24 protein-coding genes are annotated in these 25,649 nt (G+C 34.7%); 15 read left to right on the plus strand and 9 right to left on the minus strand.

Annotation, left to right across the window (positions count from 1 at the left end; all coding sequences use genetic code 11):
* Positions 1–48: 48 nt before the first annotated feature.
* The 3 genes from rapZ (at position 49) to whiA (ending at position 2,937) form a co-directional block, all read left to right on the plus strand.
* Positions 49–936, plus strand: coding sequence for an RNase adapter RapZ (rapZ, locus tag ACRYLU_RS04915; protein WP_012897599.1), 888 nt, complete (start codon positions 49–51; stop codon positions 934–936).
* The gene (locus ACRYLU_RS04920; protein ID WP_010905658.1) at positions 933–1,916 is read left to right on the plus strand and encodes a gluconeogenesis factor YvcK family protein; all 984 of its coding nucleotides are present in this window, start codon (positions 933–935) and stop codon (positions 1,914–1,916) included. The genes rapZ and ACRYLU_RS04920 overlap by 4 nt, the downstream gene beginning before the upstream one ends.
* Before the next feature lie 103 nt (positions 1,917–2,019).
* The gene (gene whiA, locus ACRYLU_RS04925; RefSeq protein WP_445081318.1) at positions 2,020–2,937 is read left to right on the plus strand and encodes a DNA-binding protein WhiA; all 918 of its coding nucleotides are present in this window, start codon (positions 2,020–2,022) and stop codon (positions 2,935–2,937) included.
* Positions 2,938–2,979: 42 nt separating this feature from the next.
* Here the strand turns inward: whiA and ACRYLU_RS04930 are convergent, their stop codons facing one another.
* Entirely contained in the window at positions 2,980–3,537 is a 558-nt protein-coding gene (locus tag ACRYLU_RS04930) for a TetR/AcrR family transcriptional regulator (RefSeq protein WP_445081319.1), read from the minus strand.
* Positions 3,538–3,692: 155 nt separating this feature from the next.
* Here ACRYLU_RS04930 and ACRYLU_RS04935 point away from each other — a divergent pair, with 155 nt between their 5' ends.
* From ACRYLU_RS04935 to ACRYLU_RS04950, 4 genes are all read left to right on the plus strand, one after another.
* The gene (locus ACRYLU_RS04935) at positions 3,693–4,571 is read left to right on the plus strand and encodes an ABC transporter ATP-binding protein (protein WP_098403273.1); all 879 of its coding nucleotides are present in this window, start codon (positions 3,693–3,695) and stop codon (positions 4,569–4,571) included.
* A gap of 10 nt (positions 4,572–4,581) precedes the next feature.
* Entirely contained in the window at positions 4,582–6,204 is a 1,623-nt protein-coding gene (locus tag ACRYLU_RS04940; protein WP_445081320.1) for an ABC transporter permease, read from the plus strand.
* A 138-nt stretch (positions 6,205–6,342) separates the two neighbouring features.
* The gene (locus tag ACRYLU_RS04945) at positions 6,343–6,714 is read left to right on the plus strand and encodes a hypothetical protein (RefSeq protein WP_038601327.1); all 372 of its coding nucleotides are present in this window, start codon (positions 6,343–6,345) and stop codon (positions 6,712–6,714) included.
* Between the two features lie 144 nt (positions 6,715–6,858).
* Entirely contained in the window at positions 6,859–7,653 is a 795-nt protein-coding gene (locus tag ACRYLU_RS04950; RefSeq protein ID WP_445081374.1) for a formate/nitrite transporter family protein, read from the plus strand.
* 28 nt (positions 7,654–7,681) lie between these two features.
* Here ACRYLU_RS04950 and ntdP read toward each other — a convergent pair whose 3' ends face one another.
* Both ntdP and ACRYLU_RS04960 read right to left on the minus strand, forming a co-directional pair.
* Positions 7,682–8,212, minus strand: a complete 531-nt coding sequence (gene ntdP, locus ACRYLU_RS04955) for a nucleoside tri-diphosphate phosphatase (RefSeq protein WP_003130958.1) — start codon at positions 8,210–8,212, stop codon at positions 7,682–7,684.
* A gap of 164 nt (positions 8,213–8,376) precedes the next feature.
* Entirely contained in the window at positions 8,377–9,282 is a 906-nt protein-coding gene (locus ACRYLU_RS04960) for a metallophosphoesterase (protein ID WP_445081321.1), read from the minus strand.
* 116 nt (positions 9,283–9,398) lie between these two features.
* Between ACRYLU_RS04960 and prfB the strand changes: the two genes are divergently transcribed.
* The 3 genes from prfB (at position 9,399) to ftsX (ending at position 12,444) form a co-directional block, all read left to right on the plus strand.
* Entirely contained in the window at positions 9,399–10,496 is a 1,098-nt protein-coding gene (gene prfB / locus ACRYLU_RS04965; protein ID WP_003130963.1) for a peptide chain release factor 2, read from the plus strand.
* A gap of 327 nt (positions 10,497–10,823) precedes the next feature.
* Complete coding sequence (gene ftsE, locus ACRYLU_RS04970) at positions 10,824–11,516, plus strand: cell division ATP-binding protein FtsE (protein ID WP_038601318.1); 693 nt, start codon at positions 10,824–10,826, stop codon at positions 11,514–11,516.
* Positions 11,509–12,444 carry a permease-like cell division protein FtsX gene (ftsX, locus tag ACRYLU_RS04975; RefSeq protein ID WP_038601316.1) on the plus strand — a complete coding sequence of 312 codons (936 nt, stop codon included), beginning with the start codon at positions 11,509–11,511 and terminating at the stop codon, positions 12,442–12,444. The genes ftsE and ftsX overlap by 8 nt, the downstream gene beginning before the upstream one ends.
* A 101-nt stretch (positions 12,445–12,545) precedes the next feature.
* Here the strand turns inward: ftsX and nrdF are convergent, their stop codons facing one another.
* The 5 genes from nrdF to plsY all read right to left on the minus strand — a co-directional run bounded on the left by nrdF (position 12,546) and on the right by plsY (position 17,631).
* A complete protein-coding gene (nrdF, locus tag ACRYLU_RS04980) occupies positions 12,546–13,523 on the minus strand; it encodes a class 1b ribonucleoside-diphosphate reductase subunit beta (RefSeq protein ID WP_012897610.1) in 978 nt (325 codons plus the stop codon).
* 349 nt (positions 13,524–13,872) lie between these two features.
* Positions 13,873–16,041 (minus strand): class 1b ribonucleoside-diphosphate reductase subunit alpha, encoded by a 2,169-nt coding sequence (gene nrdE, locus ACRYLU_RS04985; RefSeq protein ID WP_445081322.1) that lies wholly within the window; start codon positions 16,039–16,041, stop codon positions 13,873–13,875.
* A 135-nt stretch (positions 16,042–16,176) separates the two neighbouring features.
* The gene (gene nrdI, locus ACRYLU_RS04990) at positions 16,177–16,599 is read right to left on the minus strand and encodes a class Ib ribonucleoside-diphosphate reductase assembly flavoprotein NrdI (protein WP_029343796.1); all 423 of its coding nucleotides are present in this window, start codon (positions 16,597–16,599) and stop codon (positions 16,177–16,179) included.
* Position 16,600: 1 nt separating this feature from the next.
* Positions 16,601–16,819, minus strand: a complete 219-nt coding sequence (locus tag ACRYLU_RS04995) for a redoxin NrdH (RefSeq protein WP_012897612.1) — start codon at positions 16,817–16,819, stop codon at positions 16,601–16,603.
* Between the two features lie 173 nt (positions 16,820–16,992).
* Positions 16,993–17,631: a glycerol-3-phosphate 1-O-acyltransferase PlsY gene (gene plsY / locus ACRYLU_RS05000; RefSeq protein ID WP_445081323.1), complete on the minus strand. Its 639-nt coding sequence runs from the start codon at positions 17,629–17,631 to the stop codon at positions 16,993–16,995.
* A 274-nt stretch (positions 17,632–17,905) separates the two neighbouring features.
* Between plsY and parE the strand changes: the two genes are divergently transcribed.
* The 5 genes from parE (at position 17,906) to parC (ending at position 24,605) form a co-directional block, all read left to right on the plus strand.
* Positions 17,906–19,840 carry a DNA topoisomerase IV subunit B gene (gene parE / locus ACRYLU_RS05005; RefSeq protein ID WP_012897614.1) on the plus strand — a complete coding sequence of 645 codons (1,935 nt, stop codon included), beginning with the start codon at positions 17,906–17,908 and terminating at the stop codon, positions 19,838–19,840.
* A 188-nt stretch (positions 19,841–20,028) separates the two neighbouring features.
* Positions 20,029–20,583 carry an isochorismatase family cysteine hydrolase gene (locus ACRYLU_RS05010; RefSeq protein ID WP_230315089.1) on the plus strand — a complete coding sequence of 185 codons (555 nt, stop codon included), beginning with the start codon at positions 20,029–20,031 and terminating at the stop codon, positions 20,581–20,583.
* Complete coding sequence (locus tag ACRYLU_RS05015; protein ID WP_038601305.1) at positions 20,576–21,409, plus strand: 3'-5' exonuclease; 834 nt, start codon at positions 20,576–20,578, stop codon at positions 21,407–21,409. The genes ACRYLU_RS05010 and ACRYLU_RS05015 overlap by 8 nt, the downstream gene beginning before the upstream one ends.
* The gene (locus tag ACRYLU_RS05020; RefSeq protein ID WP_003130977.1) at positions 21,406–21,855 is read left to right on the plus strand and encodes a GNAT family N-acetyltransferase; all 450 of its coding nucleotides are present in this window, start codon (positions 21,406–21,408) and stop codon (positions 21,853–21,855) included. The genes ACRYLU_RS05015 and ACRYLU_RS05020 overlap by 4 nt, the downstream gene beginning before the upstream one ends.
* Positions 21,856–22,130: 275 nt before the next feature.
* Positions 22,131–24,605: a DNA topoisomerase IV subunit A gene (parC, locus tag ACRYLU_RS05025; protein WP_032946778.1), complete on the plus strand. Its 2,475-nt coding sequence runs from the start codon at positions 22,131–22,133 to the stop codon at positions 24,603–24,605.
* A gap of 25 nt (positions 24,606–24,630) precedes the next feature.
* On the opposite strand, the gene ACRYLU_RS05030 is transcribed toward parC, so the two are convergent.
* Positions 24,631–25,536, minus strand: coding sequence for a magnesium transporter CorA family protein (locus ACRYLU_RS05030; RefSeq protein ID WP_015426257.1), 906 nt, complete (start codon positions 25,534–25,536; stop codon positions 24,631–24,633).
* Between the last annotated feature and the right edge of the window lie 113 nt (positions 25,537–25,649).

Raw genomic sequence — 25,649 nt, forward strand, 5'->3', positions numbered from 1 at the left:
TTATTGAAGAAAAAATTTAAAAGAGTAAGCTGAAAATGGAGGAGAGAAATGGAGAATAAACTCAATATTGTGATTATTACAGGGATGTCTGGGGCAGGTAAAACGGTTGCCATTCAATCCTTTGAGGACATGGGGTATTTCACGGTAGATAATATGCCACCAAATTTAATTGAAAAATTTGTGGGCCTTTTGAATACACCAGATAATAAGATTGATAAAGTTGCCTTGGTTGTCGATATGCGTTCACGCGCTTTCTTTGAAGATATTCAAAGTATTGTGACTGAATTGACGGATAACGGGTCTGTTAATTTCAAACTTTTATTTTTAGATGCAAATGATACTGAATTGGTTTCAAGATATAAGGAAACTAGAAGAAGTCATCCTCTTGCTATTGATGGTAGAACGCTTGATGGAATTACTAAAGAACGTGAAATTTTAGCTGATTTAAAAAATCTTTCAGAAGTGGTTATTGATACAAGCGAATTGACTCCAAGAAATCTTCGAGCAAGAATTTTACAAAAATTTGCTTCTAGTACGGAATCTACATTTAGAATTGAAGTTATGTCCTTTGGATTTAAGTATGGTTTGCCTTTAGATGCCGATTTAGTCTTTGACGTCCGTTTCTTGCCAAATCCGCATTATATTGCTGAATTGCGTGATAAAAATGGAACAGATAAAGAAGTTTATGACTATGTTATGGAACATCCACAGTCGGAAGAATTTTATGAAAATTTGATGAAAATGTTAGTTCCAATTCTTCCAGCCTATAAAAAAGAAGGTAAATCGGTTTTAACAATCGCTTTTGGTTGTACGGGTGGTCAACACCGGTCGGTTGCTTTTGCTGAAAGAGTCTCTGCGGCTTTGAAGGATAAATGGCATCTCAATGTCAGTCATAGAGATAAAGACCGTAGAAAGGAAACGGTAAATCGTTCATGAGCAATCCAAAAGTTGTAGTTATTGGTGGAGGAACTGGAATTCCAGTTGTCTTAAAAGCACTTCGTAAAGAAAAAATTGATTTAACGGCTATTGTAACTGTGGCAGACGATGGTGGGTCTTCTGGGCGAATTCGTTCAGCGGTGAATATTGCACCGCCAGGTGATTTGCGTAATGTATTGATTGCCATGTCAGATATGCCCAAGTTTTATGCTGATATTTTACAATATCGTTTTGATAAATCTGATGGTGAATTAGCTGGTCATCCTCTGGGTAATCTAATTATTGCAGCAGTTTCTGAAATGCAGGGTTCAACTTATCGTGCAATTCAAACATTAGCTCAATTTTTTCATGTGGAAGGGAAAATTTATCCTTCGTCTGATGCCGCGTTGACCTTACATGCTGTTTTTAAGGATGGTCATGAGGTCTTAGGTGAAAGTCATATTGCTAGCTATAAGGGATTGATTGACCATGTTTATTTAACTCAAACAGCTAGTGGTGATAGTCCAGTTGCGTCCAAAAATGTAGTGAAATCAATTATGGAAGCAGATACCATTGTCTTGGGACCTGGCTCACTTTTTACTTCGATTTTACCTAATATCGTTATTCCAGAAATCTGCGAAGCTCTTTGGAAAACCTCGGCTAAAATTGTCTATGTTTGTAATATCATGACTCAGCGTGGGGAAACAGAACATTTTTCAGATGCTGACCATGTTCGAGTATTAAATGAACATATTGGGACAAAAGTGATTGATACTGTCTTGGTGAATATTCAAGAAGTTCCTGAAGAATACATGAATACGAATAAATTTGATGAGTATCTGGTTCAAGTTGACCATGATTTTGAGGCATTAAAAGCAGAAGAGGTCAACGTTATCTCTAATAACTTCCTTGAACTTCGTGACGGCGGAGCCTTTCATAATGGTGAAGCTGTTGCTAAAGAAATTGTCGCAATTTCACAGAGGCAAGAGTTTAGACATTAAAATAATTTACTGACAGAATGTTTGTCAGTAAATTTTTATAAGAAAAAAGTCTGACAGAAAGAATAGAGCAGGAAAAAATATCCTGTCCTGTATAGAAAGAATTATGAGTTTCACAAGTGATGTAAAAAAAGAATTAACAAGTAATTTAGCAACAACTGGAGCAGTTTTGGCACTTGTCAGAATGAATGGCTCTGTGGGTATTTTTAATGGATTAACTTTATCGATTACGACTGAAAATGCTGGAACTGCCAAATATATTTATCAAATGTTAAGAGAACTCTACGATGTTCATGCTGAAATTCGTGTTCATCAAAAGACTACGCTCTCTAAAAATCGGGTTTATACGGTTTTTATAACTGAGGGTACGAGTGAATTATTAGATGAATTAAGTTTAGCAGATTCGTTGATGTTGGATAATGGTGTGCCAGAATTTGTTAAAAATGATGAATTTATCAAAAAGGACTATTTACGAGGAGCTTTTTTATCGGCAGGCTCTTTGCATAATCCTGAAAAAGGTGAGTATCAGTTATCAATTGCTAGTGTATATCAGGAACATGCGGAAGATTTACAAGAAATTTTTCAAGATTTTGGTTTAAATGCGCGTGTTATTGAAAGGAAAAATCGCTGGATACTCTATTTATCAAAAGCAGACGAAATAATGGATTTATTGACTTTAATTGGAGCGATGAAGGCAAGATTGAAATTTGAAGAGGCGAAGATTATCCGTGAAATGCGTGGTTTAGCTAATCGGCAGTCCAATTTTGAAAATGCTAATATTGCTAAATCAGTTATGGCGGCTCAAGAAGCAATTAATGCTATTCAATTTCTTAATGAGAGAAAAGAATTAGAACAACTTCCAGAGAATTTAAAGGAAATTGCTCGTGTACGTCTAGAAAATCCTGAAGCAACAATTAAAGAGTTGGGAGAGTTGCTTGAACCACCATTGGGGAAGTCTGGAGTAAATCATCGACTTAGAAAAATTGTTGAACAAGCTAATGAGTTAAGAAAAATTGAGAATTAAAAAACTAGCTAGATATTCTTGCTAGTTTTTTTATACTTTGTCTTATTTCCACCCATTGAGGAAAAAACGAGAAATGATTTCAGCTTTTTCTATAAGTAAATTCATTGATAAACCTTTCATTCCTGAATTGAAAATACTTAAAATCAAGAGAAAATCTTCTTGGCTATAATCGCTAGAAATTTTTCCTTCCGCCTGGCCTTTTTGAAAAAGTAATAGATAAATCTGCTTTTGTAAAGAAAGGACATCATCATCTAGTAATTCAGGACTATTTGTATATTGAGCCATCATGTTTTCTGAAAAAATCGGCTGATAATGTTCAAGTTGCTGAATTTTTAATTGAAGAATTGCTTGATAAGTCTGATTAAAATCTAAATTGCTTTCAATAAAAGTTTTAATTTCCAAAGACAATTGATTGAGATTTTGCCTAATAACCTGGTTAATCAATTGATTTTTGCTATGAAAATATTTAAAGAGTGTCACTTTTGAAACGTTCGCTTTGTGAGCAATTTCGTCAACGGTAATTTCTCTAATTGTTTTTTGGTTTAATAAGTGAAAAGTGGTTTCTAGAATCGCTTTTTTCTTTTTTTCTGTTTGATTCATAAAAGTTCCTTTCAACTTGATTGGATAGGGTATTTACTATCAAAAATTATAGCTTTTTTCTTGAACTATTTCAAATGTAAGCGTACAATATGAACTATAAGTAATGATTCAGTACATTTTATGATAATAGAGGATAAAATTCAGGAGGAAGAAAGATGGATAAGCTAGTTGAGGTAAAAGGACTTCAAAAAAACTTTGGTCAATTTCAAGCCTTAAAAGATGTTTCTTTTGAGGTAAATGCTGGAGAAGTTCTTGGCTATATTGGCCCTAATGGTGCTGGGAAATCAACAACAATTAGAATTTTGCTTGGAATCATTCGAGCGACCCAAGGAAAAGTTCAAATTTTTGGTAAGGATGTCTGGCAAGATTCAATTGAGATTCATAAAAAAATTGCTTATGTTCCAGGGGATGTTTACCTTTGGCCAAATTTATCTGGCGGAGAAACAATTGATTTATTTTTAAAACTTCATGGAGCAATCAATCAAGAAAAACGAGACCAATTAATTAAAAAGTTTGATTTAAATCCTAAGAAAAAAGTGCGCTCTTATTCTAAAGGAAATCGACAAAAGATTGCGCTCATTGCTGCTTTAGCAACTGAGGCTGAGCTCTATATTTTTGATGAGCCAACGAGTGGTTTGGATCCACTTATGGAAGCCTTTTTTCAAGAAGAAGTAAAAGGACTAAAAGCTGCTGGCAAAGCAATTATTTTATCAAGTCATATTTTATCAGAAGTTGAAAAATTAGCTGATAGGGTAGCGGTGATACGAAAAGGAGAGATTGTTGAAACAGGCACACTTGATGACTTGCGACATTTGATCAGATATCAGTATAAAGTTGAAACGGAGAAAGAAGCTGTTGGCTTAAAAGAATTATCTTCTGTTCATGATTTACAAATTAAAGAGAATGAAGCGACATTTCAAGCCGATTCAGATGCAATAGATGAAATTTTAAAAACACTCTTACTTTATGGGGTAAAGAAGCTGGAAGCCACACCGCCAACACTTGAAGACTTGTTTATGAGACATTATCAATAGGGGGCTTATTATGAAACAACCACTTTATAATACAGGAGTTTTATTTAAGACTTTAATAAAAAGGGATTGGTTTAAGTTAGTTTTCTGGATTTTAGGCATGCTTGCTTTTGCTGCTTCAGGGGCAGGGAAAATGGAAGTTGCCTCGAATCCAGCGACGGCTAGTACTCTTTATACAATGTTTGTCAAAAATCCAGCAATGGTCGGATTATTTGGACCAACGCCAATAAATAATCCAGTTCATTATAGTCTGGGGCCGATTTTTGGTCAAACTATGACTTTAATTACGGGGCTGACTTTCGCTATCATTTCGATTATTTATGTTGTTAATCGAAGCAGAAAAGAAGAAGATGATGGGATTACAGAACTTTTTCGGTCTTACTCTATTGGAAAATTGGCAAATACGACTGCTTTAGTCATGGAACTTTTGCTCTTACATTTAATAATGGCTGTCTTATTAGCTCTTTCAATAGAGGCCCAAAACGTGGCTGGCTTGAATCATTTAGAAAGTAATTTTCTATTTGCTTTCACAACAAGTGCTCAGGGTTTCCTTTGGGGAATGTTTGCTTTACTTTTCGGTCAAATTTTCTCTGAAGCAAGTACAACTAAAGGGATGATATTCGGTTTACTGGGTTTGCTCTATATTATCCGAATGCTAACAGATGTAACAAATCTTTCCATAGGTTGGTTCAATCCTCTGTCTTGGTCTTATCTAGCTTTTCCTTATGTTAAAGGTCATGAAAATTGGTTAGCTGTCTTTTTGACTTTTCTCTTAGCTTTTCTACTTTTAGGAATATCCTATCTCCTAGAGCTTAAAAGAGATGTGGGAGTGGGGTATTTTCCCGAAAGAAAGGCGCGACTTCATGGGAAAAAGGGACATTTCGGATTTCCTGGTCTCGTTTTGAATCTTGAAAAAAAGATGATTATCGGTTGGCTTTTGGCAAGTTTTGTTCTGGGCTTAGTTTATGGTTCAATGTTTGGACAAATAGACCAATTTATTTCAAGTAATAAAACCGTTAAGGCGCTTTTTGTTGGGAATGAAACGGCAGCGAGTGCGATTAGAGGAAACTTCATGGTCACTCTGTTTTCGATATTGTCAATCTTAATCGCAGCGTTTGGTGTAATTTTACTGACAAAAATGGTGAACGAGGAAAGAAAAAATCGTCTGGAAGCTCTTTATGCTTTACCACTTTCACGACTAAAAGTGTATTCCACTTATTTACTGACAGCTATTCTGTCAGTAATTTTAGCTCAGTTTTTAGCGCTTTTTGGAATATTTATTGAACAGTTGGGCAATAAAAATGCTTTGAGCTTCTTAGAAATGATGAAATCTGGCATGATTTGGCTTGTTGCTGTCATATTTGTTTTAGCAATACTTAGTCTGTTACTTGGGCTTGTGCCTCGTTTGGCAGAATTAATTTGGGTATATCTTGCTTTCTTACTTTTTATGACTTATCTTGGAAAATTATTATCTTTGCCAAAATGGCTTGAAAATTTAAGCATTTATAACTACATTCCTAAATTGCCAGTTGAGAAAATGAACCTTTCTACCGTTTTATTCATATTGATTTTATCTATCTTATTAATTTCACTTGGTTTTGGAGCTTATAGAAGACGTGATTTAATCACGGGTTAAAATAAATAAAAAGCTATCATAATTGATAGTTTTTTTTTGAAAATTGATATTTTATAGATTACTTTCAAAAGTGTAAGAATAGACTTTATTAATAAGAGTAAAATATTGTATATAAATAATAAAATTTAGGAGAGAAACATGAAAAAAATTATTATTTTTGCTGCGGCTGTATGTATATTAACTATGGGGCTTTTTAATTATTTGAAGAGTCCGGGAAATAATTTAGGAGATTTAGCAACAAAAGCTGTCACGCCAAAAATATTAAAGTCCCAAAATAATAAAGTAAATGAAAAATCTTTAGATAATTTTGCAAAAAATGATCAAATCATTATATCGTCACCTGATAAAGATAAAGCCAAAAATAGTGTGGTAAAAAAAGAATTATATAAAGCAGACAATAAATTTAGTAGAAAACAATTGTATACTTTATACAATGATTCTAAGGATTCAATGGAAGGCGCTAGCCGTTCAGTTACGGATTTTATCAATGATATATTAGGAAGTAAATAGGAAATATCTTGCCTTCTAAAATGTAAAATGAACAACAAAATGTCGTATAAGCCTGATTTTACAGTCTTTCTTAGCATTAATAAGAAATTTATGATAAAATGAATGAGTTATTTTATAAATACGCTTTCAGGAGAAAAAATTATCATGATGAATCCGGCAGAAATTTTATCTGCGACCATTCACCACGGTCAAGAAAAAATTAAACGTCCATTTTTAGAAAAAGCTGTGCTTGGTTTTATTGGCGGAGCAATGATTTCCTTTGGTTATTTACTTTATATTAGAGTAGTAGCTTCCGTTGCTGAGGAATTAGGAAGTCTTGCGAGCTTAATCGGAGCAAGTGTCTTTCCAATTGGCTTAATTGTTATCTTATTGGGAGGTGGTGAGTTAATCACTTCAAATATGACAGCTGTATCAACTTCATTATTTGCTAAAAAGGTAAGTTTGAGTGATTTGCTTAAAAATTGGTTGATTATTACTTTGTTTAATGTGATTGGAGCAATTTTTGTCGCTTTCGTCTTTGGACATCTCGTAGGATTGACTGGTACAGGAGATTATAAGACGGAACTTTTGAATTTAGCTCAAGCGAAGATTAATGCGAGTTGGTCACAAGAATTTCTATCAGGGATTGGTTGTAATTGGTTCGTTGGTTTAGCTATGTGGATGTGTTATGGAGCTAAGGATGCGGCAGGGAAAATATTGACCGTTTGGTTTCCAGTGATGGCTTTTGTTGCGATTGGTTTTCAACATAGTATTGCAAATGCTTTTGTTATTCCTGCAGCAATTTTTGAAAATGGAGCGAGCTGGCTAGATTTTGCTCATAATTTCTTGTTTGTTTATCTTGGAAATCTCTTAGGTGGATCAATTTTTGTTGCTGGTTTTTACAGTTTAGGGTATCGTAGACAGGCTAGAGAACAAGAAGAACTTAAAAATCAAGAATAAAAAAAAGTTACTGACAGAAAGTCAGTAACTATTTTTTTAACTGATGATAACGATTGTACCAAATCTCGACGTACTCTTTAGAAAAAGGTCCTTTTTCATTGTTAATCCAGTCAACAAGAATTTTGACATTTTCTTTTAGAATATGATCAATTTCTTTTGGATAGTGCATTTTGCGGCGGTGGCGTTCATATTCTTCAACATCGAGTAATTTTTTTTCTCCATCTTTGAAGACCTTCACGTCAAGGTCGTAATCAATATATTTCAGCGCTTCGTTATCGAGGACGAAGGGGCTCGCTAGATTGCAGTAGTAGCTAACGCCTTCCTCACGAATCATAGCAATGATGTTAAACCAAAACTTTTTGTGGAAGTAAACAATGGCAGGTTCGCGTGTCACCCAACGTCGGTCGTCAGATTCTGTCACTAATGTGTGATCGTTTACTCCAATAATTGAATTTTCATTTGTTTTTAGAACCATCGTATCGCGCCAAGTGCGATGAAGATTCCCATCATGTTTATAGCTTTGAATCGTGATGAAGTCGCCTTCTTTTGGAATTTTCAAGGCTATTCTCTCTTTCTCAATTCAAAGTTCTCATCTATTAATATACCATTTTTTAAATGAAATTTACAGTAAAAATGTTTAGTTTAAGCAATAAATTACTAATAATTGTTCGGATTTTTTTATTTTTATGTAGTAGAACTGTGTTTTTATACTATCAAGAAATATTAGTCATCCAAGTCAAAAATTGTCAAGGCAGACAGAAATTCTTCCCGCAAATGGGCTTTACGAAACTTTAACCAATCGGAACTTTTGCGAATCGCATTGTATCTTTTGCGCAAATGCCAGCTTTCGGAAATTTGATACTGCGGATATTCTTCTAAAAAGTGATTAATCATCTGCCACTCATAAGGATAACCTAGTGGATGAGCGTGATAGAGGACTTTGTCAATGGTTAATGGCAGGCGTCTTTGATGAAGATGACCAAAAACAACATCACTGATTTTGGGAAATTTCTTAAAGGTTTCATGAAAATGTTGCGAACCTAAGTAGGCATTGAATCGGGCAAATTTTTCATAACGAGTATTAATGATAAATTGCTGATGAGGAACGAAATGAGTACTGACAATAATTCTATCAATCTTAGGATTTGCTGATAGTTCTGTCAGTAACTTTTCTAATTTCTGTAATTCAAGATTTGTTATCTTGATATCATCAAATTGACGATGAATTTTTCTATCAAAATAAAATGAATTTTTAAAAGCTATGATTTTTTTTATATCAATTTTTCCAGTCATGAAAGAATAATCATACCAACCGTGGAAACTGACAAAAGCAGTAGAAGCAAAAGTTTTTACTTGAAAATTACTGACAGAAATTTCTTCTTCAGAAAGACCAACCATATCGTGATTTCCAAGATTGTAAGTGACTGACAGCTCTGTCAGTAATTCTATTTGCTTGAAAAATGGTTCGGAAATTCCATGAAAATCATTTGAAATATCACCAGCAAAATGTAAATCTGTAATCTTTAAATCCTTTAAAAGAGACAGAAAAATATCAATTTCTTCTTGAGAAAAATGATTAGAATCCATATGAAAATCAGAAATCACAGCCAAGCGTCTTTTTTTAGTCATAATAAAATTATAGCATGTGATAGAAGTTCTATCTAATAAATAAATTTTTGATGAATCATTATCTATTGAATAGCTTACTTTAGGCTTATAAGTGGTGAATATGGTATAATGCTACTATGGAATTATCAGAAATTAGAAATTTACTTGAAGGATATGCTGAGAAGATTAATGGCTTTCGGGAATCATTAGATCTTGAGCGTTTAGAAGAAGAAATAGCTCTTTTAGAAAACGATATGGCACAACCTGAATTTTGGAATGATCAAGCAGCGGCTCAAAAAGTGATTGATGAATCAAATGCTTTGAAAGCCAAATATGACAATTATCAAGCGATGAATAATATGCTTGAGGAAGCGCAAACGATGCTTGAGATGCTTCAAGAAGAAGCTGACGAAGAGATGCAAGCTGAGTTAGAGGAAATGACAATTGCGCTCGGTCAAAAAATTGAATCTTATGAGCTTGAAATTATGCTCAATCAACCTTATGACCACATGAATGCTGTTCTTGAAATTCACCCAGGTTCTGGGGGAACAGAGTCGCAGGACTGGGGCTCAATGTTGATGCGGATGTACACTCGTTGGGGCGAAGCACATGGTTTCAAGGTTGAAATTCTCGACTATCAAGACGGAGATGTTGCCGGATTGAAATCAGTTGCCCTTCGATTTGTTGGACGAAATGCTTATGGCTTTTTGAGAGGAGAAAAAGGAGTACATCGTTTAGTACGTATTTCACCTTTCGATTCAGCCAATCGTCGTCATACTTCATTTACCTCAGTTGATGTGATGCCTGAGTTGGACGATTCTATTGAAGTAGATGTTCGTGATGCCGATGTTAAAATGGATACTTTCCGTTCAGGTGGAGCTGGTGGACAAAATGTCAATAAAGTTTCTACTGGTGTGCGTTTGACTCACATCCCAACGGGAATTGTTGTGCAATCAACAATGGATAGAACGCAATATGGTAACCGGGATAAAGCGATGGCTATGCTGAAATCGAAACTCTATCAATTAGAAATGGATAAAAAGCAAGCTGAAGTTGATGAACTTCGTGGCGACCAATCAGAAATTTCTTGGGGAAGTCAAATTCGTTCATACGTATTCATGCCTTATCAATTAGTTAAAGATACGCGTACTGGCTATGAAACTGGACAAATTTCAAATGTGATGGACGGAGAATTAGACGGGTTTATAAATGCTTATCTTCGTTGGAACTTATAGATTATAAATTAAAGTTTCGTGTGTTTGAAATGTATACGAAACATTAAGGTTATTAATGAAAAGGTTATAAAATAAAAGTGCCACCTAAAGCACTTTTATTTTGATATAATTATAAGAGTTCAATTGGTGGATTTATTCTATGAAGCTGTCAGTAGGGCTAAAAGTTCTGTATTTTAGAAAAAAAGAAAAGGTACGTGTGTGCCCGTTTTCTTGTTTTTTTTGAAAGCAGGATTTTAAAACATCCATAGTGATTAAAAAAATGGATTTTACGGATGAGTCTAACGTTTGTTAGGACTTAGAAGAAAAATCTAGCATAGGAAAGGTACTATGAGTATTATAAAATTAAGCAACGTTTCCAAGAAATATTCTAATGGAACAACGGCTTTACGTAATATCTCGCTTGAAATTGAGCCGGGAGAATTTACCTATATCGTTGGTCCATCAGGAGCCGGGAAATCGACCTTTATCAAACTACTTTATCGTGAATTAAAGATTGACCGTGGTTCTGGAACAGTTGCGCAATATGATTTATCTAAATTAAAACGTCGTGAAGTGCCAATGCTTCGTCGCTCTGTTGGAGTTGTTTTCCAAGACTATAAACTTTTGCCAAAGAAAACTGTTTTTGAAAATATCTCCTACGCCATGGAAGTTATTGGGAAAAGTCCTCGTGAAATTAAAAAACGAGTGAATGAAGTGCTTGATCTTGTTGGTCTGAAACACAAAATTCGTTCATTTCCAAATGAACTCTCAGGTGGGGAACAACAGCGTGTAGCGATTGCTCGTTCAATTGCCAATGCACCAAAAGTATTGATTGCTGATGAACCTACAGGGAACTTAGACCCTGAAAACTCTTGGGAAATCATGAATCTGCTTGAAAAAATTAATCTTCAAGGGACAACCATTTTGATGGCAACCCACAATAGCCAAATCGTTAACACTTTAAAACACCGTGTTATCGCAATTGAAAACGGACGAATTGTCCGCGACCAAGAGGAAGGAGTTTACGGCTACGATGATTAGAAATTTCTTCAAACACCTTTTGGAATCGCTCAAAAACTTAAAACGTAATGGTTGGATGACAGTTGCGGCTGTTTCATCAGTAACAATTACTTTAGTTTTAGTTGGACTTTTCCTTTCAGTTATCTTGAATACTTCAAAAATATCTAATGGGATTGAAAACAATGTTCGGATTGTTGCCTACATGAAATTAGATGTTCATGATCAAGAGACAAAAATTCAAGATCCAAAAGATAATAAAAAAACAATCAATAATCCTGACCACCTTAAGATTTACGACTCAATCAAAAAAGTTCCTAATGTAAAAACAGTTGAATTTTCAAGTAAAGAAGCTCAGTTACAAGAACTAACAAAGGCTTTAGGAAATAACTGGAATCTCTTTAAAGGTGATGCCAACCCACTTTATGATGCTTATATTGTTGAAGCTGATAAACCAGCAAATGTAAAATCAGTCACTTCAAAAATTTCAAAACTTTCAGGAATTGAAAAAGCTACTTATGGTGGCGCCAATACTGCAAAACTGTTCCAAATTGCTCAGGGAATTCGAACTTGGGGAACTGCTGCCGCAGCTTTATTGATTTTCGTTGCTATCTTCTTGATTTCGAATACGATTCGTATTACTATCCTGTCAAGACAACGCGAAATTCAAATTATGCGTCTGGTTGGAGCTAAAAATGGTTATATCCGTTGGCCTTTCTTCTTGGAAGGCGCTTGGGTTGGACTTTTAGGTTCAATTATTCCAGGACTTATTGTTGCTTGGGCTTACCGCCTTGCGTTTGTTAGCTTGACACCAAGTCTTCAATCACAAAAACTTGAAATGTATGCGACAAATCAATTCATTCCTGCAATTGTTGGATTGATGGCCGTGATTGGTATTTTGATTGGTTCATTTGGAGCCCTCTTATCAATGCGTCGTTTCCTTAAAATTTAATAAAAATAAAAGAGAAGTTAAATCTTCTCTTTTTTTGCTAAAAAAAGCTGTCAGTAAATAAGCTTTTACTTATTTACTGACAGACTCTTAAATTTGTTTAATTAGATATCATAATCTTCATCAGACATGGCTTCCACTTCACCAAGAAGGTAGGAATTACCAACTTGTGAGAAGAAGTCGTGATTTGATGAAGAAGTTGAAATTCCATTCATAACCACTGGGTTAACGTCTGCTGCGGTATCGGGGAAAAGTGGATCTTGTCCAAGATTCATCAAAGCTTTATTGGCATTATAACGCAAGAAAGTTAAAACTTCATCAGTCCAACCGACTTTGTCATAAAGTAAATGAGAATATTTTTCTTCATTTTCGTAAAGTTGATAAAGCAATTCATACATCCAATCACGGAATTCACCTTGCTCATCTTCAGATAACTCATTAAAACCAAGTTGGAATTTATAACCAATATAAGTGCCGTGAACTGACTCATCGCGAATAATTAATTTAATAATTTCCGCTGAGTTAATCATTTTGTTATTTCCAAGATAACGTAAAGGGGTATAAAAACCAGAATAGAAGAGGCAAGTTTCAAGGAAAACAGAAGCCACTTTCTTTTGCAAAGGAGTACCAGATTCATAAATTTTATTGATGATTTCGGCTTTTGTTTGCATATAAACGTTGGTATCTACCCAATTAAAAAGTTCTTCAATTTCTTTTTTCGTGTTTAGAGTTGAAAAAATTGTTGAATAAGACTTAGCATGAACAGATTCCATAAATTGGATATTGTTGAAACAGGCAATTTCTTGAGGCGTTCTTGCATCATGTTTGAGTACTTCAGCACCATCAACAGATTGCAAAGTATCAAGTAATGTCAAACCAGCAAAGGCCTTAGCAAAGGTATCACGTTCCAATTGAGGAAGTTTGCGCCAATCATCTAAATCGTTAGATACAGGAACACGAGTATCTAACCAAAATTGACTTGTTAATTTTTCCCAAGTATATTTGTCAATAGAATCCTCAATAGAATTCCAGTCAATGGCACTGTAATAAGTGGGGACAGTAAGATTTTCAGTTTCAGACATATTTTAAGATATGAGCCTGCTTTAAAAAGGGCAAACTCAATTCCTTTCTCTCATTTATTTACTGACAGAAAATATTGTCAGTATTTTTAGCTTAGTCATAAATTCTGTCAGTAAATTTTCACTTACCAACGAAGCTGTCAGTAAAAATAGGGACTCATTAGACCAAAAACTTTCGATAATTTATCAAAAGTTAATGTCAATAATCGTTTTAAAACATTTCGCAAATGCTTACCCCATTTTCATTCATTGACGATCCTTCAATGAATGAAAACAAGTAAGACAATAGGAAGTCCGCCCTAGCGGCTTCCGTAGAAGCAATAGGTGCTTTAGCACTAATGCTTCTGTTGTATTAAATAACGCAACTTTCACATTGGTTGGCACCGACTTCTTCTTGGTCGTCAGTAAATGTACGAATGTAGTAAATTGTTTTGATTCCTTTTTTGTAAGCATAGTTACGCAAAATAGACAAGTCACGAGTCGTCATTTTATTATTTGCCACTTTCCATTCATAGAGACCTTCAGGTAAAGTTGAACGCATAAATAAAGTGAGTGACAAACCTTGGTCAACATGTTCTGTAGCAGCTGCATAAACGTCAATTACTGCGCGCATATCTGTATCATAAGCTGATTTGTAATAAGGAATTGTTTCAGTGGCAAGTCCAGCAGCTGGATAATAAATTTTCCCAACTTTCTTTTCTTGACGTTCTTCAATGCGATTAACAATTGGGTGAATAGAAGAAGAACAGTCATTGATATAAGAAATAGAACCATTTGGAGCTACTGCCATACGATATGAATTATAGAGTCCAGAAGTTTTTACTGTCTCACGTAAAGCAGTCCAATCCTCGATTGTTGGAACAGCAATCTCTTTGAAAAGTTCTTGAACTTTAGGAGAGACAGCTGCAAAATAATCATGTGTTAAATATTTATCAAAATAAGAACCATCAGCATAGGCAGATTTTTCAAAATTCTTGAAGCTAGACCCTTTTTCAACAGCTAATTTATTTGAAGCCACTAAAGTATAATAGTTCAACAACATGAAATAAACACTAGTAAATTCAACGGCTTCTTTGCTGTCATAATGAATTTGATTTTGTGCTAAGAAAGAATGTAAGCCCATTGCTCCAAGCCCAATCGCATGCATTTCATCATTACCTTTACGAACAGTTGGAACAGTATCGAGGTTTGAAGTTTCGGAGATGAAAGTTAAAGCGCGAACCATTGCTTCAATAGAAGTTCCAAATTCATTGCTAGAAGTCATCATATTCAAAACATTAGTTGAACCCAAGTTACAAGCGACGTCAGTTCCAACCACCTTATAAGTTTGGTCATCGTTCAAAAAAGAAGGCGTTTGGACTTGCAAAATTTCAGAACAAAGGTTAGACATTGAAATTACACCATCAACAGGGTTAGCTTGATTGACTGTGTCAACATTTACGATGTAAGGATAACCAGATTCTTGTTGAAGTTTTGAAAGTTCTTGTTCAAGTTCACGGGCATTAATCGGTGTTTTACGAATTTCTGGATTGGCTACCATTTTGTCATATTCAGCTGTAATATCGACTTCGGCAAAAGGTTTACCATAATATTTTTCAACAAAATATGGCTCAAAGAGATACATTGTTTCTCCCTTTTTAACCAATTCATAGAATTTATCAGGAACAGTAACCCCAAGAGAGAGTGTTTTAACACGAATTTTTTCATCCGCATTTTCTTTTTTAGTGGACAAGAATTCCATAATATCTGGATGGAATAGTGATAAATAAACAACACCAGCACCTTGACGTTGCCCCAATTGATTGGCATAAGAAAAGGCGTCTTCAAAAAGTTTCATGACAGGAACGACACCAGCTGCCACTCCATCATAACCTTTGATAGGTGCACCAGCAGCACGTAAATTAGTCAAGTTTAGACCAACACCACCACCATTTTTAGAAAGTTGCAAGGCAGAGTTAATTGTTCGTCCAATTGAATTCATATCATCAGTTAATTGTAGAAGGAAACAAGAAACAAATTCACCACGACGCTTACGTCCAGCATTTAGAAAAGTCGGAGTCGCAGGTTGATAACGACGATTAATCATTGCAAAAGCAAGATTATTAGCTAATTTTTCATCGCCGTCAGCCATGTATAAAGCATTCATTAACACACGGTCTTCAAAATCTTCAAGATAGAGAGAACCGTCATTGTTTTTCATGGCATATTGATTATAAAATTTGTAAGCAGCCATAAATGAATCAAAATGAAATTCAAATTTACTCAATTCTTTACGAAGATTGGTAATAAATTCTGGTTTATATTTTTCAAGAAACTCAGCTTCTAGATATTCTTCCTTAACGAGCCAATTGAGTTTATCGATATATGTATCGGCTTCATAACGATTAGGTTCGACATTTTCTTTAAAAAAAGCAGTGATTGCTTCTTTATCTTTAGCAAGAGGAATGCTACCATTAACGGGAATGTTAATCTCGTTATTGAGCTTGAAATAAGTTACATCTTTAAGTTGTTTTAGAGACATAAGTGACCTTTCTTAAAGCGTTCAACCATAAAAAACAGAGGGGTGAACCCGAATATTATAATAAGTTCAAACTAATTAATAGAAATAAAAAGTTAAAAATAAAGAAGCTTCACTCATTAGGGTGAAGCCATAAAATCACAGCGGATTTTTGAAGGTGACTTTCGCTCCTTTGTCAAGCTGTGTAGCGAGTTTTTCGACAGCAGCAACATCGGCTGGTGTACCATTAAACTCAAAATCATATAAAAGCGGAATTTGGTATTTTGCAGAAATTTCTTTAGCAGTAAAAATATAAATGCCTGCAAAATTACGATTTCCTGTACCAATAATTCCTAGACAATGTTTATAATTATCATTATAAGCCATAAAGTCAAAAACAGGGTCCATAACGTCTATTGATTTAGAAACTGTTGGAGATTCTTCGGCATAACTTGGCGTTATCAAAAGAAAAGGTTCATTCATTTCTATATCATCGTCAGGACTAATTTCGACATTTGGTAAGTTTGTTTTGGAAACAAAGCGACGTGTTTGCCCAGTCACACTGAAATAAGCAAGTTTCATATTAAGCCAACTTTGCTAATTCGCTAGGACGGAAACCAGAGAAGGCAAAGTCATCTTTAGTAATGACAGGTGCAGCACGAAATCCCATTTCAATCACTTTTTCAACAAATTCAGGTTGTTCATCGATATTGATTTCATCGAAGGCAATTTCATGTTCTGAGAGCCATTTTTTGACCATTTTGCATTGCATACAATTGTTTTTAGAATAGACTGTAACCATTTTAAATCTCCTTTGAGGACAAACGTATTTTATTAGTGAGAGTAAAAAGTCTTTGACTTTTTCTCAACTTTTTATAGTCTTATTTTATCGTAAAAAAAATATCTAGTCAAATTAAAGATACTAGATATTGTGTTGAATTATGTAAAATTATAAAAATAACACAACATATTGTGCTATTTTTCTTTTTGTTTTGATAAGTTTAAACCAAATGGGACAAGGGATTCGCAATGATTTTTGATTCTTTTGAGATTTGTTCTATGTCTTAAAATAATAATAATTGCTAAAACAAAAATAATAATTGAGAATAAAAGGTCGTAGGAAGTAAGAATAAATCCGATGCTAGGAAAAATTAGAATTCCTAATAAAGCAAATATAGCACCTATCACACTAGAGAGGCTAATCATGCTAAAAAGCCAGAGGACAATGATAAAGACAACAAGAAGATAAATTAAGAAGAGTGGACTAAATCCAAGAATCACACCAGCAGAAGTTGCTACAGCTTTTCCACCTTTAAAGCGGTCGAATATTGAAAAAGTATGTCCAATGACAGCAAGAAGACCGAAAATTAGAGGTGAAACACTATTGATATGGAAGAAAAGGGGTAAAAGAGTAGCAAGTGTCCCCTTTAGTAAGTCAAAAGCAAAAACTGAAATTCCTGCCTTTACACCTAGAATTCTAAAAGTATTGGTTGTTCCAGTATTTCCTGAGCCATAGTCATGGAGATTTTTTTTGAAAAAAATCTTGCCAATCCATAAGCCGAATGGAATTGCCCCTAAAAGATAGCTGGCAATGAGAAGAATAATAGTAAGCATAAGTTCTCCGAAGTTTATTTCGTTTAAAATCGATAATCTCTTTTAACTGTACAATTATATCATATTTTTAATAAAGATTACTGACAATATTGAAACATCTTCACTTACTTTTGGAAAAATTCTTACTATTAGATGAAAAAATTGTCAGCAGTCCTTTGACAAAGCTTTCTGAACAAGGTACAATAATCAAGATGAATATTTTTTATTAGCTCATTGTGGATAAAAAAATAGTGATTTAGATAGAAAATATAGGCTTTCGATGAGAGGGAAATAAATGGTAATAGATATTAATAACTATGATGACAGTGCGATTCAGGTTCTTGAAGGATTGGATGCTGTCAGAAAACGTCCAGGAATGTATATTGGCTCAACTGACGGAACTGGTCTGCACCATTTGGTTTGGGAAATTGTAGATAATGCGGTTGATGAAGCTTTATCTGGCTTTGGTAACAGAATTTCGGTGACCATTAATGCTGATGGTTCTTTATCAGTAGAAGATGAAGGACGGGGAATGCCAGTTGGGAAACACGCCATGGGTATTCCAACTGTGGAAGTAATTTTTACTATTTTGCACGCAGGTGGTAAATTTGGTCAAGGGGGTTATAAAACTTCTGGTGGACTCCATGGTGTTGGATCTTCAGTCGTAAATGCCCTTTCGACTTGGTTAGAAGTTGAAATTACTCGTGACGGGACTGTTTATCGTCAACGTTTTGAAAATGGTGGACATCCAGCGACTACTTTAGAAAAAATAGGAAAAGCACCAAAATCTAAAACAGGGACTAAAGTTACCTTCATGCCGGATTCTAGCATTTTTTCGACAACTGAATTTAAATATAATATCATTTCAGAACGACTAAATGAGTCTGCTTTTCTTTTAAAAGAAGTAACGATTAGTCTTGAAGATAAACGAACAGATGAAAAAGAAGAATTTCATTATGAAAACGGGGTTCAAGATTTCGTTTCTTATCTTAATGAAGATAAAGACAGTTTGACTCCAGTTCTTTATTTTGAAGGAAAACAAGACGGTTTTGAAGTTGAAGTTGCCCTTCAATATAATGATGGCTATTCAGAAAATATTCTTTCATTCGTCAATAATGTCCGAACAAAAGATGGCGGAACGCACGAAGCAGGTTTGAAAACGGCAATTACGAAAGCAATGAATGAATATGCTCGTAAAGTCAATTTACTCAAAGAAAAAGATAAAAATCTTGAAGGTTCGGATTATCGTGAAGGTTTGACAGCCGTCTTGTCAGTTTTAATTCCTGAGGAACATCTCCAATTTGAAGGACAAACCAAAGATAAATTGGGTTCTCCTTTAGCTCGTCCAGTTGTTGATTCTTTGGTTTCTGAGAAACTAAGTTTCTATTTGATGGAAAATGGCGAATTAGCGCAAAATTTGATTCGTAAAGCCATCAAAGCCCGTGAGGCGCGTGAAGCGGCTCGTAAAGCGCGTGAAGATTCACGAAATGGAAAGAAATCTAAAAAAGACAAAGGACTTTTGTCTGGTAAATTAACCCCTGCTCAAACAAAAAATCCAAATAAAAATGAACTTTATTTGGTCGAAGGAGATTCTGCCGGAGGGTCCGCTAAACAAGGACGAGATCGTAAATTCCAAGCCATTTTGCCTTTGCGTGGTAAAGTCATTAATACCGAAAAAGCTAAGATGCAAGATATTCTCAAAAATGAGGAAATCAATACAATGATTTATACCATTGGTGCTGGCGTTGGGGCAGATTTTACCTTGGCTGACCGTAATTATGACAAAATCATTATTATGACCGATGCTGATACTGATGGAGCTCACATTCAAACGCTCTTATTGACTTTCTTCTATCGCTATATGAAACCATTGGTTGAAGCGGGTCATGTCTATATTGCCCTTCCACCACTTTATAAAATGAGCGAAGGAAAAGGCAAAAAAGAAAAAATTGAGTATGCTTGGACAGATGGTGAGTTAGCAGAACTTCGCAAGCAATTTGGTAAAAATGCTAATTTGCAACGTTATAAAGGACTTGGAGAAATGAATGCTGACCAACTTTGGGAAACCACAATGGATCCAGAAACTCGGACATTGATTCAAGTGACCATTGATGATGCAGCTCAAGCAGAGAAACGGGTTTCAGTACTGATGGGGGATAAAGTTGAACCTCGTCGTAAATGGATTGAAAATAATGTGAAATTTACAATGGAAGAAGAAACAGTATTCTAAGTTACTTTCTTTAATAATTAACCTCGATTTTTCGAGGTTTTTTGCTTTAATTTATGATGTAAGCATCACTATTGCTCACTTTAGGTGTAACAACAAGCCTATTCGTAAGCCGCAAAGCTAGCAAGAGAAACTTTGTTTCATGTTGTCAGCTATGATATAATGGAAGAAATTCTAAAAGAAGATAAAAAATGAAAAGAGAAAAAATGCAAAAATCAGCTTTAATTATTATTGATTTGCAAGCATTCATTAAAAAATTAGCGAAAGATGCTGTTCCTTATGGCTGGGATAAAATTATTGAAAATAATCGAGCTTTAGTTGCTGCATTTGACCAAAAAAATCAGCCAGTTTATCTTGTGACTGTTGAACCAAAAATACTTTGGCAATCAGCTAAAAAAGCTTTTTCTCGGATGATTTTGCAAGATGAATTGGATAAAAATCCAAGATTACATCAATTAGTAAAATATGGGCCGTCAGCATTTAAACAATCTGATTATGGCTTAGCTGACGAGTTGAAAAATAATTCTGTCAGTAAAATTTATGTTTCTGGTGTGTCTATGAGTAATGGAGTATTAAAAACAGCCAGAGAGGGAGCGGATTTGGGATTTGAAGCGATGATAATTGAAGATGCCTGTGCTGACAGAAAGTTAAAAAACTTCCAGAAAACAAAAACTGACGAAGTACCAAAATTTGGGAAATTAATTAAAACAAAAGAAATTATCGAGGAACTGAATAAAAATGTCTGAGAAATATGTCGTATTTGACTTTGAAACTACAGGATTTTCTGCACAAAAAAATGAAATTATTCAAATTGGAGCGGTAAAATATGATGAGAATAATCAAGAGCAAGCTAGATTTAATCAGTTAGTAAAAAATCAACGTTCTTATGTTTCAACTGAAATCACACAATTGACTGGCATAAAACCAGCTGATTTGTTAAATCAACCAACGATTGAAGAAATCTTGCCTGAATTTTTAGACTTCATCAAAGGTTATTTATTAGTGGCTCATAATGCCCCTTTTGATATTTCTTTTCTTTATCAGGCCATTATTGATTGTGCCATTACTGATGTTGAGGCTTTTCGTGTCTATGATACTTTGGCAGAAAGTAAAAAGTTATTAACCATGTCTTCTTATGCTCTAGAAAATTTTAAAGACCTACTAGAAATGAATGATTTACGTTCGCATGACGCGCTCAACGACTGCTTAATCACGGCAAAACTTTATCAATATTTACAGAAAATTGAAGAAGTTGAGCTGTCAGTAGAATCAGAAGTTACTGACGAACTCGGTCAGTTAGATTTATTTGGTGACAGCTCTGATGAAATTACTGACAGCCTTCGCAGAAAGTTAAATTTACCAATCACCAAAGCTTTAGTCTATTATCAGCAAAATCTTGAGCGAAAATGGGAACGATTTGAAGTTCTTGGAATTTCGATTGAACGAGAATACTCCGTAGGTTCGAGTTTAAATATTCGTTTACATAATTCAGAGAAAGTGAAAATTCATTCTGATTTTCTAAAAGAAATGCAAAAAGCCAATTTTGTGACAATTATGGAGGAAGAAAAATGACAGCAATTTGGAAAGAAAAAAGTTTTAATCAACTTACATTAGATGAAATGTATCAACTTTTAAGCCTGCGTACAGCTGTCTTTGTTGTAGAGCAAAACTGCCCTTATCAAGAGCTTGATGGCAAAGACCAAGTAGCCAAACACCTCTGGTTAGAAAATGAAAATGGTCAACTGATGGCCCTTTGTCGCCTACTTCCCAAAGGGATTTCATTTGCAGAGGCTTCAATTGGGCGTGTCCTTGTCAATCCTGAATTTCGTGGACAAAATTTGGGAAGAGGACTCATTGAAAAAGCCTTAGAAGTCCTTAAAGAAGATGGGGAAGAAGCAGTAACAATTGAAGCGCAATATTATTTGCGTGATTTTTATGCTTCATTTGGTTTTGTTGAAAATTCTGAACCCTTTTACGAAGATGATATTAAACATGTCAATATGATTTTGAAATTCTAAGATGAAATAATTTACTGACAGCTTTGTCAGTAATTTTTTCACTTCAAATTAAGCTGTCAGTAGATTTTAAAGAGATAAACAATCTTATCAATTTTGACCAATAAATAATTTGTAAGTTTTTTTCGTTTTGATTTTGTGGTAGAATAGAAAAAGTGATTTTATATTGTAGAATGCCAAAAGCAGAGAACTGTCAGTAAAAAATCAAAGATTTATTTATAAATTAGCAAATAATTAATTAAAAAAGTAAACAAATTTTCTAAAAAGAAAGTTAAAATATGTCAAACATTCAAACCTTACCATTAGAAGATATAATGGGTGACCGATTTGGTCGATATTCAAAATATATCATTCAGGAGCGGGCCCTTCCCGATATCCGTGATGGTTTAAAACCGGTACAACGCCGTATTCTTTATTCAATGAATAAAGACGGAAACACATTTGATAAGTCTTATCGTAAATCAGCGAAATCAGTCGGAAATGTCATGGGTAATTTCCACCCACATGGAGATAGCTCAATTTATGAAGCAATGATTCGGATGAGTCAAGACTGGAAGATGGGCGAACCTTTAATCGAAATGCATGGTAATAATGGTTCAATGGATGGTGACCCACCAGCCGCTATGCGTTATACTGAAGCCCGTCTTTCAGAAATTTCAGGCTATCTTTTAGCAGATATTGAGAAAGATACAGTAAGTCAAGCTTGGAACTTTGATGATACTGAGAAAGAACCAACGGTTTTACCAGCAGCTTTCCCAAATCTTTTAGTCAATGGCTCAACCGGGATTTCAGCTGGTTATGCGACAGATATTCCACCTCACAATTTGGGGGAAGTCATTGATGCAACCATTCATATGATTGACCATCCTAAAGCTGATGTAGAAAAAATCATGGAATTCTTACCAGGACCAGATTTTCCTACTGGTGGGATTATCCAAGGAAAAGGCGAAATCAGAAAAGCTTACGAAAAAGGAAAAGGGCGCATCGTTGTTCGTTCAAAAGTCGATATTGAACCAATGAAAGGTGGTCGTGAGCAACTTATTGTTACTGAAATTCCTTTTGAGCTCAATAAAGCAAACTTAGTCAAGAAAATTGATGATGTTCGTGTCAATGCTAAAGTGCCCGGAATTGCAGAAGTCAGAGATGAGTCAGACCGTGAAGGTCTTCGGATTGCAATTGAATTAAAAAAAGAAGCTGATAGCCAGCTTGTTTTGAATTACTTGTTTAAAAATACTGATTTACAAGTGAATTATAACTTCAACATGGTTGCAATTGATAATATGACTCCTGTTCAAACCGGTGTCTTACAAATGCTCCGCTCTTATGTCAAACACCGTGAAGATGTCATCGTTAAACGTTCGCAGTTTGATTTGAATAAAGCAGAAAAAAGACTTCATATTGTTGAAGGTCTGATTCGCATGGTTTCTATTTTAGATGAAGTGGTCGCAACGATCCGTGCTTCAGAAAATAAAGCAGATGCCAAAGAAAATATCAAAGTTTCATTTGGATTTACCGAAGAGCAAGCCGAAGCCATTGTTACTTTACAACTTTATCGTTTGACCAATACCGATATTGTCACTCTACAAAATGAACAAGCTGAATTAGAGCAAAAAATTCTCGAACTTAAAGCGATTATTAATGATGAACGTACCTTGTTTAATTTAATGAAACGCGAACTTCGTGAAGTTAAGAAAAAATTTGCCAAACCACGCCGTAGCGAATTACAAGATGAAGTTCAAACTATTGAAATTGAAGCGAGCGAATTGATTGTGGCAGAGGATACTGTAGTTTCAGTAACTCGTTCAGGTTACATCAAACGCACTTCACCACGTTCATTTGCTTCCTCAGCACTTGAAGAAATTGGTAAACGTGATGATGATGAGCTCCTTTATTATGCCAATGCTAAAACAACTCAACATCTCTTACTTTTTACAAATCTTGGCAATGTCATTTATCGCCCAATCCATGAACTCTCTGATATTCGTTGGAAAGATATTGGTGAGCATCTATCTCAAAGTCTCTCTAATTTCTCAGCTGATGAGAAAGTAATTTTTGTTCAGATTGTGGACGAATTTGCTGGTGAAAATCTAGTTGTTGTCACAAGAAATGGACAAATAAAACAAATTGAACGTGAAAGTTTCTCCCCTTGGCGGACCTATCGTTCAAAATCTACTCCATGTGCTAAACTTAAAGGAGAAGATGATGAAATTGTTCTAATCACTCCAGTTCAATTTGCAGACCTCATGCTTATTTCTGAAAATGGTTATGCCCTTCGCTTTAATCTTGACGACGTTCCAGTTTTGGGTGCTAGAGCTGCAGGAGTCAAGGCCATGAATCTCAAAAATGGCGATAAAATTAAGTCCGCCTTCTTTGTTAACTCAAATAGTTGGTACCTTTTGACTCAACGGGCATTTATCAAACGTGTTAAGACGGATGATATTCCGGCCACCTCACGTGCTAACCGTGGCCTTCAAGTACTACGAACCTTGAAGACAAATAATCATACCGTCTTTGCAGCCGGTTTAATCAATTCGACTGCTGATTTATCAGCATTGACCGAAGAATTAGATTTGTTCAGTCAAGCTAAAGCACCAGCGACAAAAGAAACTGATGAACAAGTATTAGAAGTTATCAGTGAGACTGGCAAGAAATACGATATCAATTTGTGCGATTTATCATTATCAGATCGAACAAGCAATGGACATCCAATTGCTGATGATCTTGAAAAAATTGCAAGCGTAAAAATAAAATAAAAAAAATCAGCTTTGGCTGATTTTTTTATTGTCTTCGACCAATAATATAACGAAAAAGTGCCGCATAAAGTAGCCAAAGAATAATACAAGCTCCAATGATCCAAACCCAAGCATCTTTTTGGTTAGTAAGTGGAAGTGGTACATTCATTCCAAAAAAACCGGTGATGACTGCTAATCCTGCCAAAAGTACAGAAACAATTGTCAAAGTTGTCATATTATCATTCAAATTATTATTAAGGACATTATTATAAGTTCCTGCTAATTGTTCAAGAATTTGAGCATTAAGTTGTGTCATACTGGCAAGCTGTTGTGCTTCGATAATTGCATCTTCAAGTTGCTCTTTTTCAGTTTCATTGAACTGTCTGTAAATACTTTTAGTTTTGAGTTGTTCAAGTAGTAAAGTATTTTGGTTGGCACTAGATACAATATAAAGCATTCCTGTTTCAATATCAGAAAGGGCCAACAAATTTTTCTTTGTTGTTTTTTCACGCAACTTTTGATTAATTTCTTCTTTTGATTTATCAATTTTTTCTAAGTAAGGAAAGAAAGCCTCTGAAATCAAAAATAAACTGATGAAAAGAAGATGATAAACCGTTTCTGGTTCATTTTGGAAGCAATATTTTTTAATTTGATTAATTAAATATTCATTTTCTGGATGATAAAGAGTAATTAATCGATTTTTTTGTGCTACAAAAGTAATGGGAACCGTCTTATAATGGACTTCTGAATTGAGTAAATCCAGGCTGTTGAAAATCAGTACAAAGTCTTGACTATCAGGAATGAACTCCGTGTGAGGGCGTTCATTTTTATCTTCAGCATATTGAAGCGTTTCTAAGTCAATACCATAAGTAGCAAGTTCAGAAGTATTTCTAAGGTCTTCGACATTAAAAGAAAGCCAAGTGAGTTGAGGGTTTATTTTTATTTCTTGCATGATAAGATATCCTATGTTCTAATAGAGCCATTTTAGCAAAATTGTAATTTTTGAGCAAATAAATAAAAACAAAAATTTGATTAATAACTTCTATAATCTGCGCGTGATTTCGT

The organism is Lactococcus sp. KTH0-1S, assembly GCF_052544945.1.

Excerpts from the sequence above, each read along its gene's own strand:
- rapZ (WP_012897599.1), top strand. The coding sequence starts at position 49 with ATGGAGAATAAACTCAATATTGTGATTATTACAGGGATGTCTGGGGCA.
- ACRYLU_RS04920 (WP_010905658.1), top strand. The coding sequence starts at position 933 with ATGAGCAATCCAAAAGTTGTAGTTATTGGTGGAGGAACTGGAATTCCA.
- whiA (WP_445081318.1), top strand. The coding sequence starts at position 2,020 with ATGAGTTTCACAAGTGATGTAAAAAAAGAATTAACAAGTAATTTAGCA.
- ACRYLU_RS04930 (WP_445081319.1), bottom strand. The coding sequence starts at position 3,537 with ATGAATCAAACAGAAAAAAAGAAAAAAGCGATTCTAGAAACCACTTTT.
- ACRYLU_RS04935 (WP_098403273.1), top strand. The coding sequence starts at position 3,693 with ATGGATAAGCTAGTTGAGGTAAAAGGACTTCAAAAAAACTTTGGTCAA.
- ACRYLU_RS04940 (WP_445081320.1), top strand. The coding sequence starts at position 4,582 with ATGAAACAACCACTTTATAATACAGGAGTTTTATTTAAGACTTTAATA.
- ACRYLU_RS04945 (WP_038601327.1), top strand. The coding sequence starts at position 6,343 with ATGAAAAAAATTATTATTTTTGCTGCGGCTGTATGTATATTAACTATG.
- ACRYLU_RS04950 (WP_445081374.1), top strand. The coding sequence starts at position 6,859 with ATGATGAATCCGGCAGAAATTTTATCTGCGACCATTCACCACGGTCAA.
- ACRYLU_RS04960 (WP_445081321.1), bottom strand. The coding sequence starts at position 9,282 with ATGACTAAAAAAAGACGCTTGGCTGTGATTTCTGATTTTCATATGGAT.
- prfB (WP_003130963.1), top strand. The coding sequence starts at position 9,399 with ATGGAATTATCAGAAATTAGAAATTTACTTGAAGGATATGCTGAGAAG.
- ftsE (WP_038601318.1), top strand. The coding sequence starts at position 10,824 with ATGAGTATTATAAAATTAAGCAACGTTTCCAAGAAATATTCTAATGGA.
- ftsX (WP_038601316.1), top strand. The coding sequence starts at position 11,509 with ATGATTAGAAATTTCTTCAAACACCTTTTGGAATCGCTCAAAAACTTA.
- nrdF (WP_012897610.1), bottom strand. The coding sequence starts at position 13,523 with ATGTCTGAAACTGAAAATCTTACTGTCCCCACTTATTACAGTGCCATT.
- nrdE (WP_445081322.1), bottom strand. The coding sequence starts at position 16,041 with ATGTCTCTAAAACAACTTAAAGATGTAACTTATTTCAAGCTCAATAAC.
- nrdI (WP_029343796.1), bottom strand. The coding sequence starts at position 16,599 with ATGAAACTTGCTTATTTCAGTGTGACTGGGCAAACACGTCGCTTTGTT.
- ACRYLU_RS04995 (WP_012897612.1), bottom strand. The coding sequence starts at position 16,819 with ATGGTTACAGTCTATTCTAAAAACAATTGTATGCAATGCAAAATGGTC.
- plsY (WP_445081323.1), bottom strand. The coding sequence starts at position 17,631 with ATGCTTACTATTATTCTTCTCATTGCCAGCTATCTTTTAGGGGCAATT.
- parE (WP_012897614.1), top strand. The coding sequence starts at position 17,906 with ATGGTAATAGATATTAATAACTATGATGACAGTGCGATTCAGGTTCTT.
- ACRYLU_RS05010 (WP_230315089.1), top strand. The coding sequence starts at position 20,029 with ATGAAAAGAGAAAAAATGCAAAAATCAGCTTTAATTATTATTGATTTG.
- ACRYLU_RS05015 (WP_038601305.1), top strand. The coding sequence starts at position 20,576 with ATGTCTGAGAAATATGTCGTATTTGACTTTGAAACTACAGGATTTTCT.
- ACRYLU_RS05020 (WP_003130977.1), top strand. The coding sequence starts at position 21,406 with ATGACAGCAATTTGGAAAGAAAAAAGTTTTAATCAACTTACATTAGAT.
- parC (WP_032946778.1), top strand. The coding sequence starts at position 22,131 with ATGTCAAACATTCAAACCTTACCATTAGAAGATATAATGGGTGACCGA.
- ACRYLU_RS05030 (WP_015426257.1), bottom strand. The coding sequence starts at position 25,536 with ATGCAAGAAATAAAAATAAACCCTCAACTCACTTGGCTTTCTTTTAAT.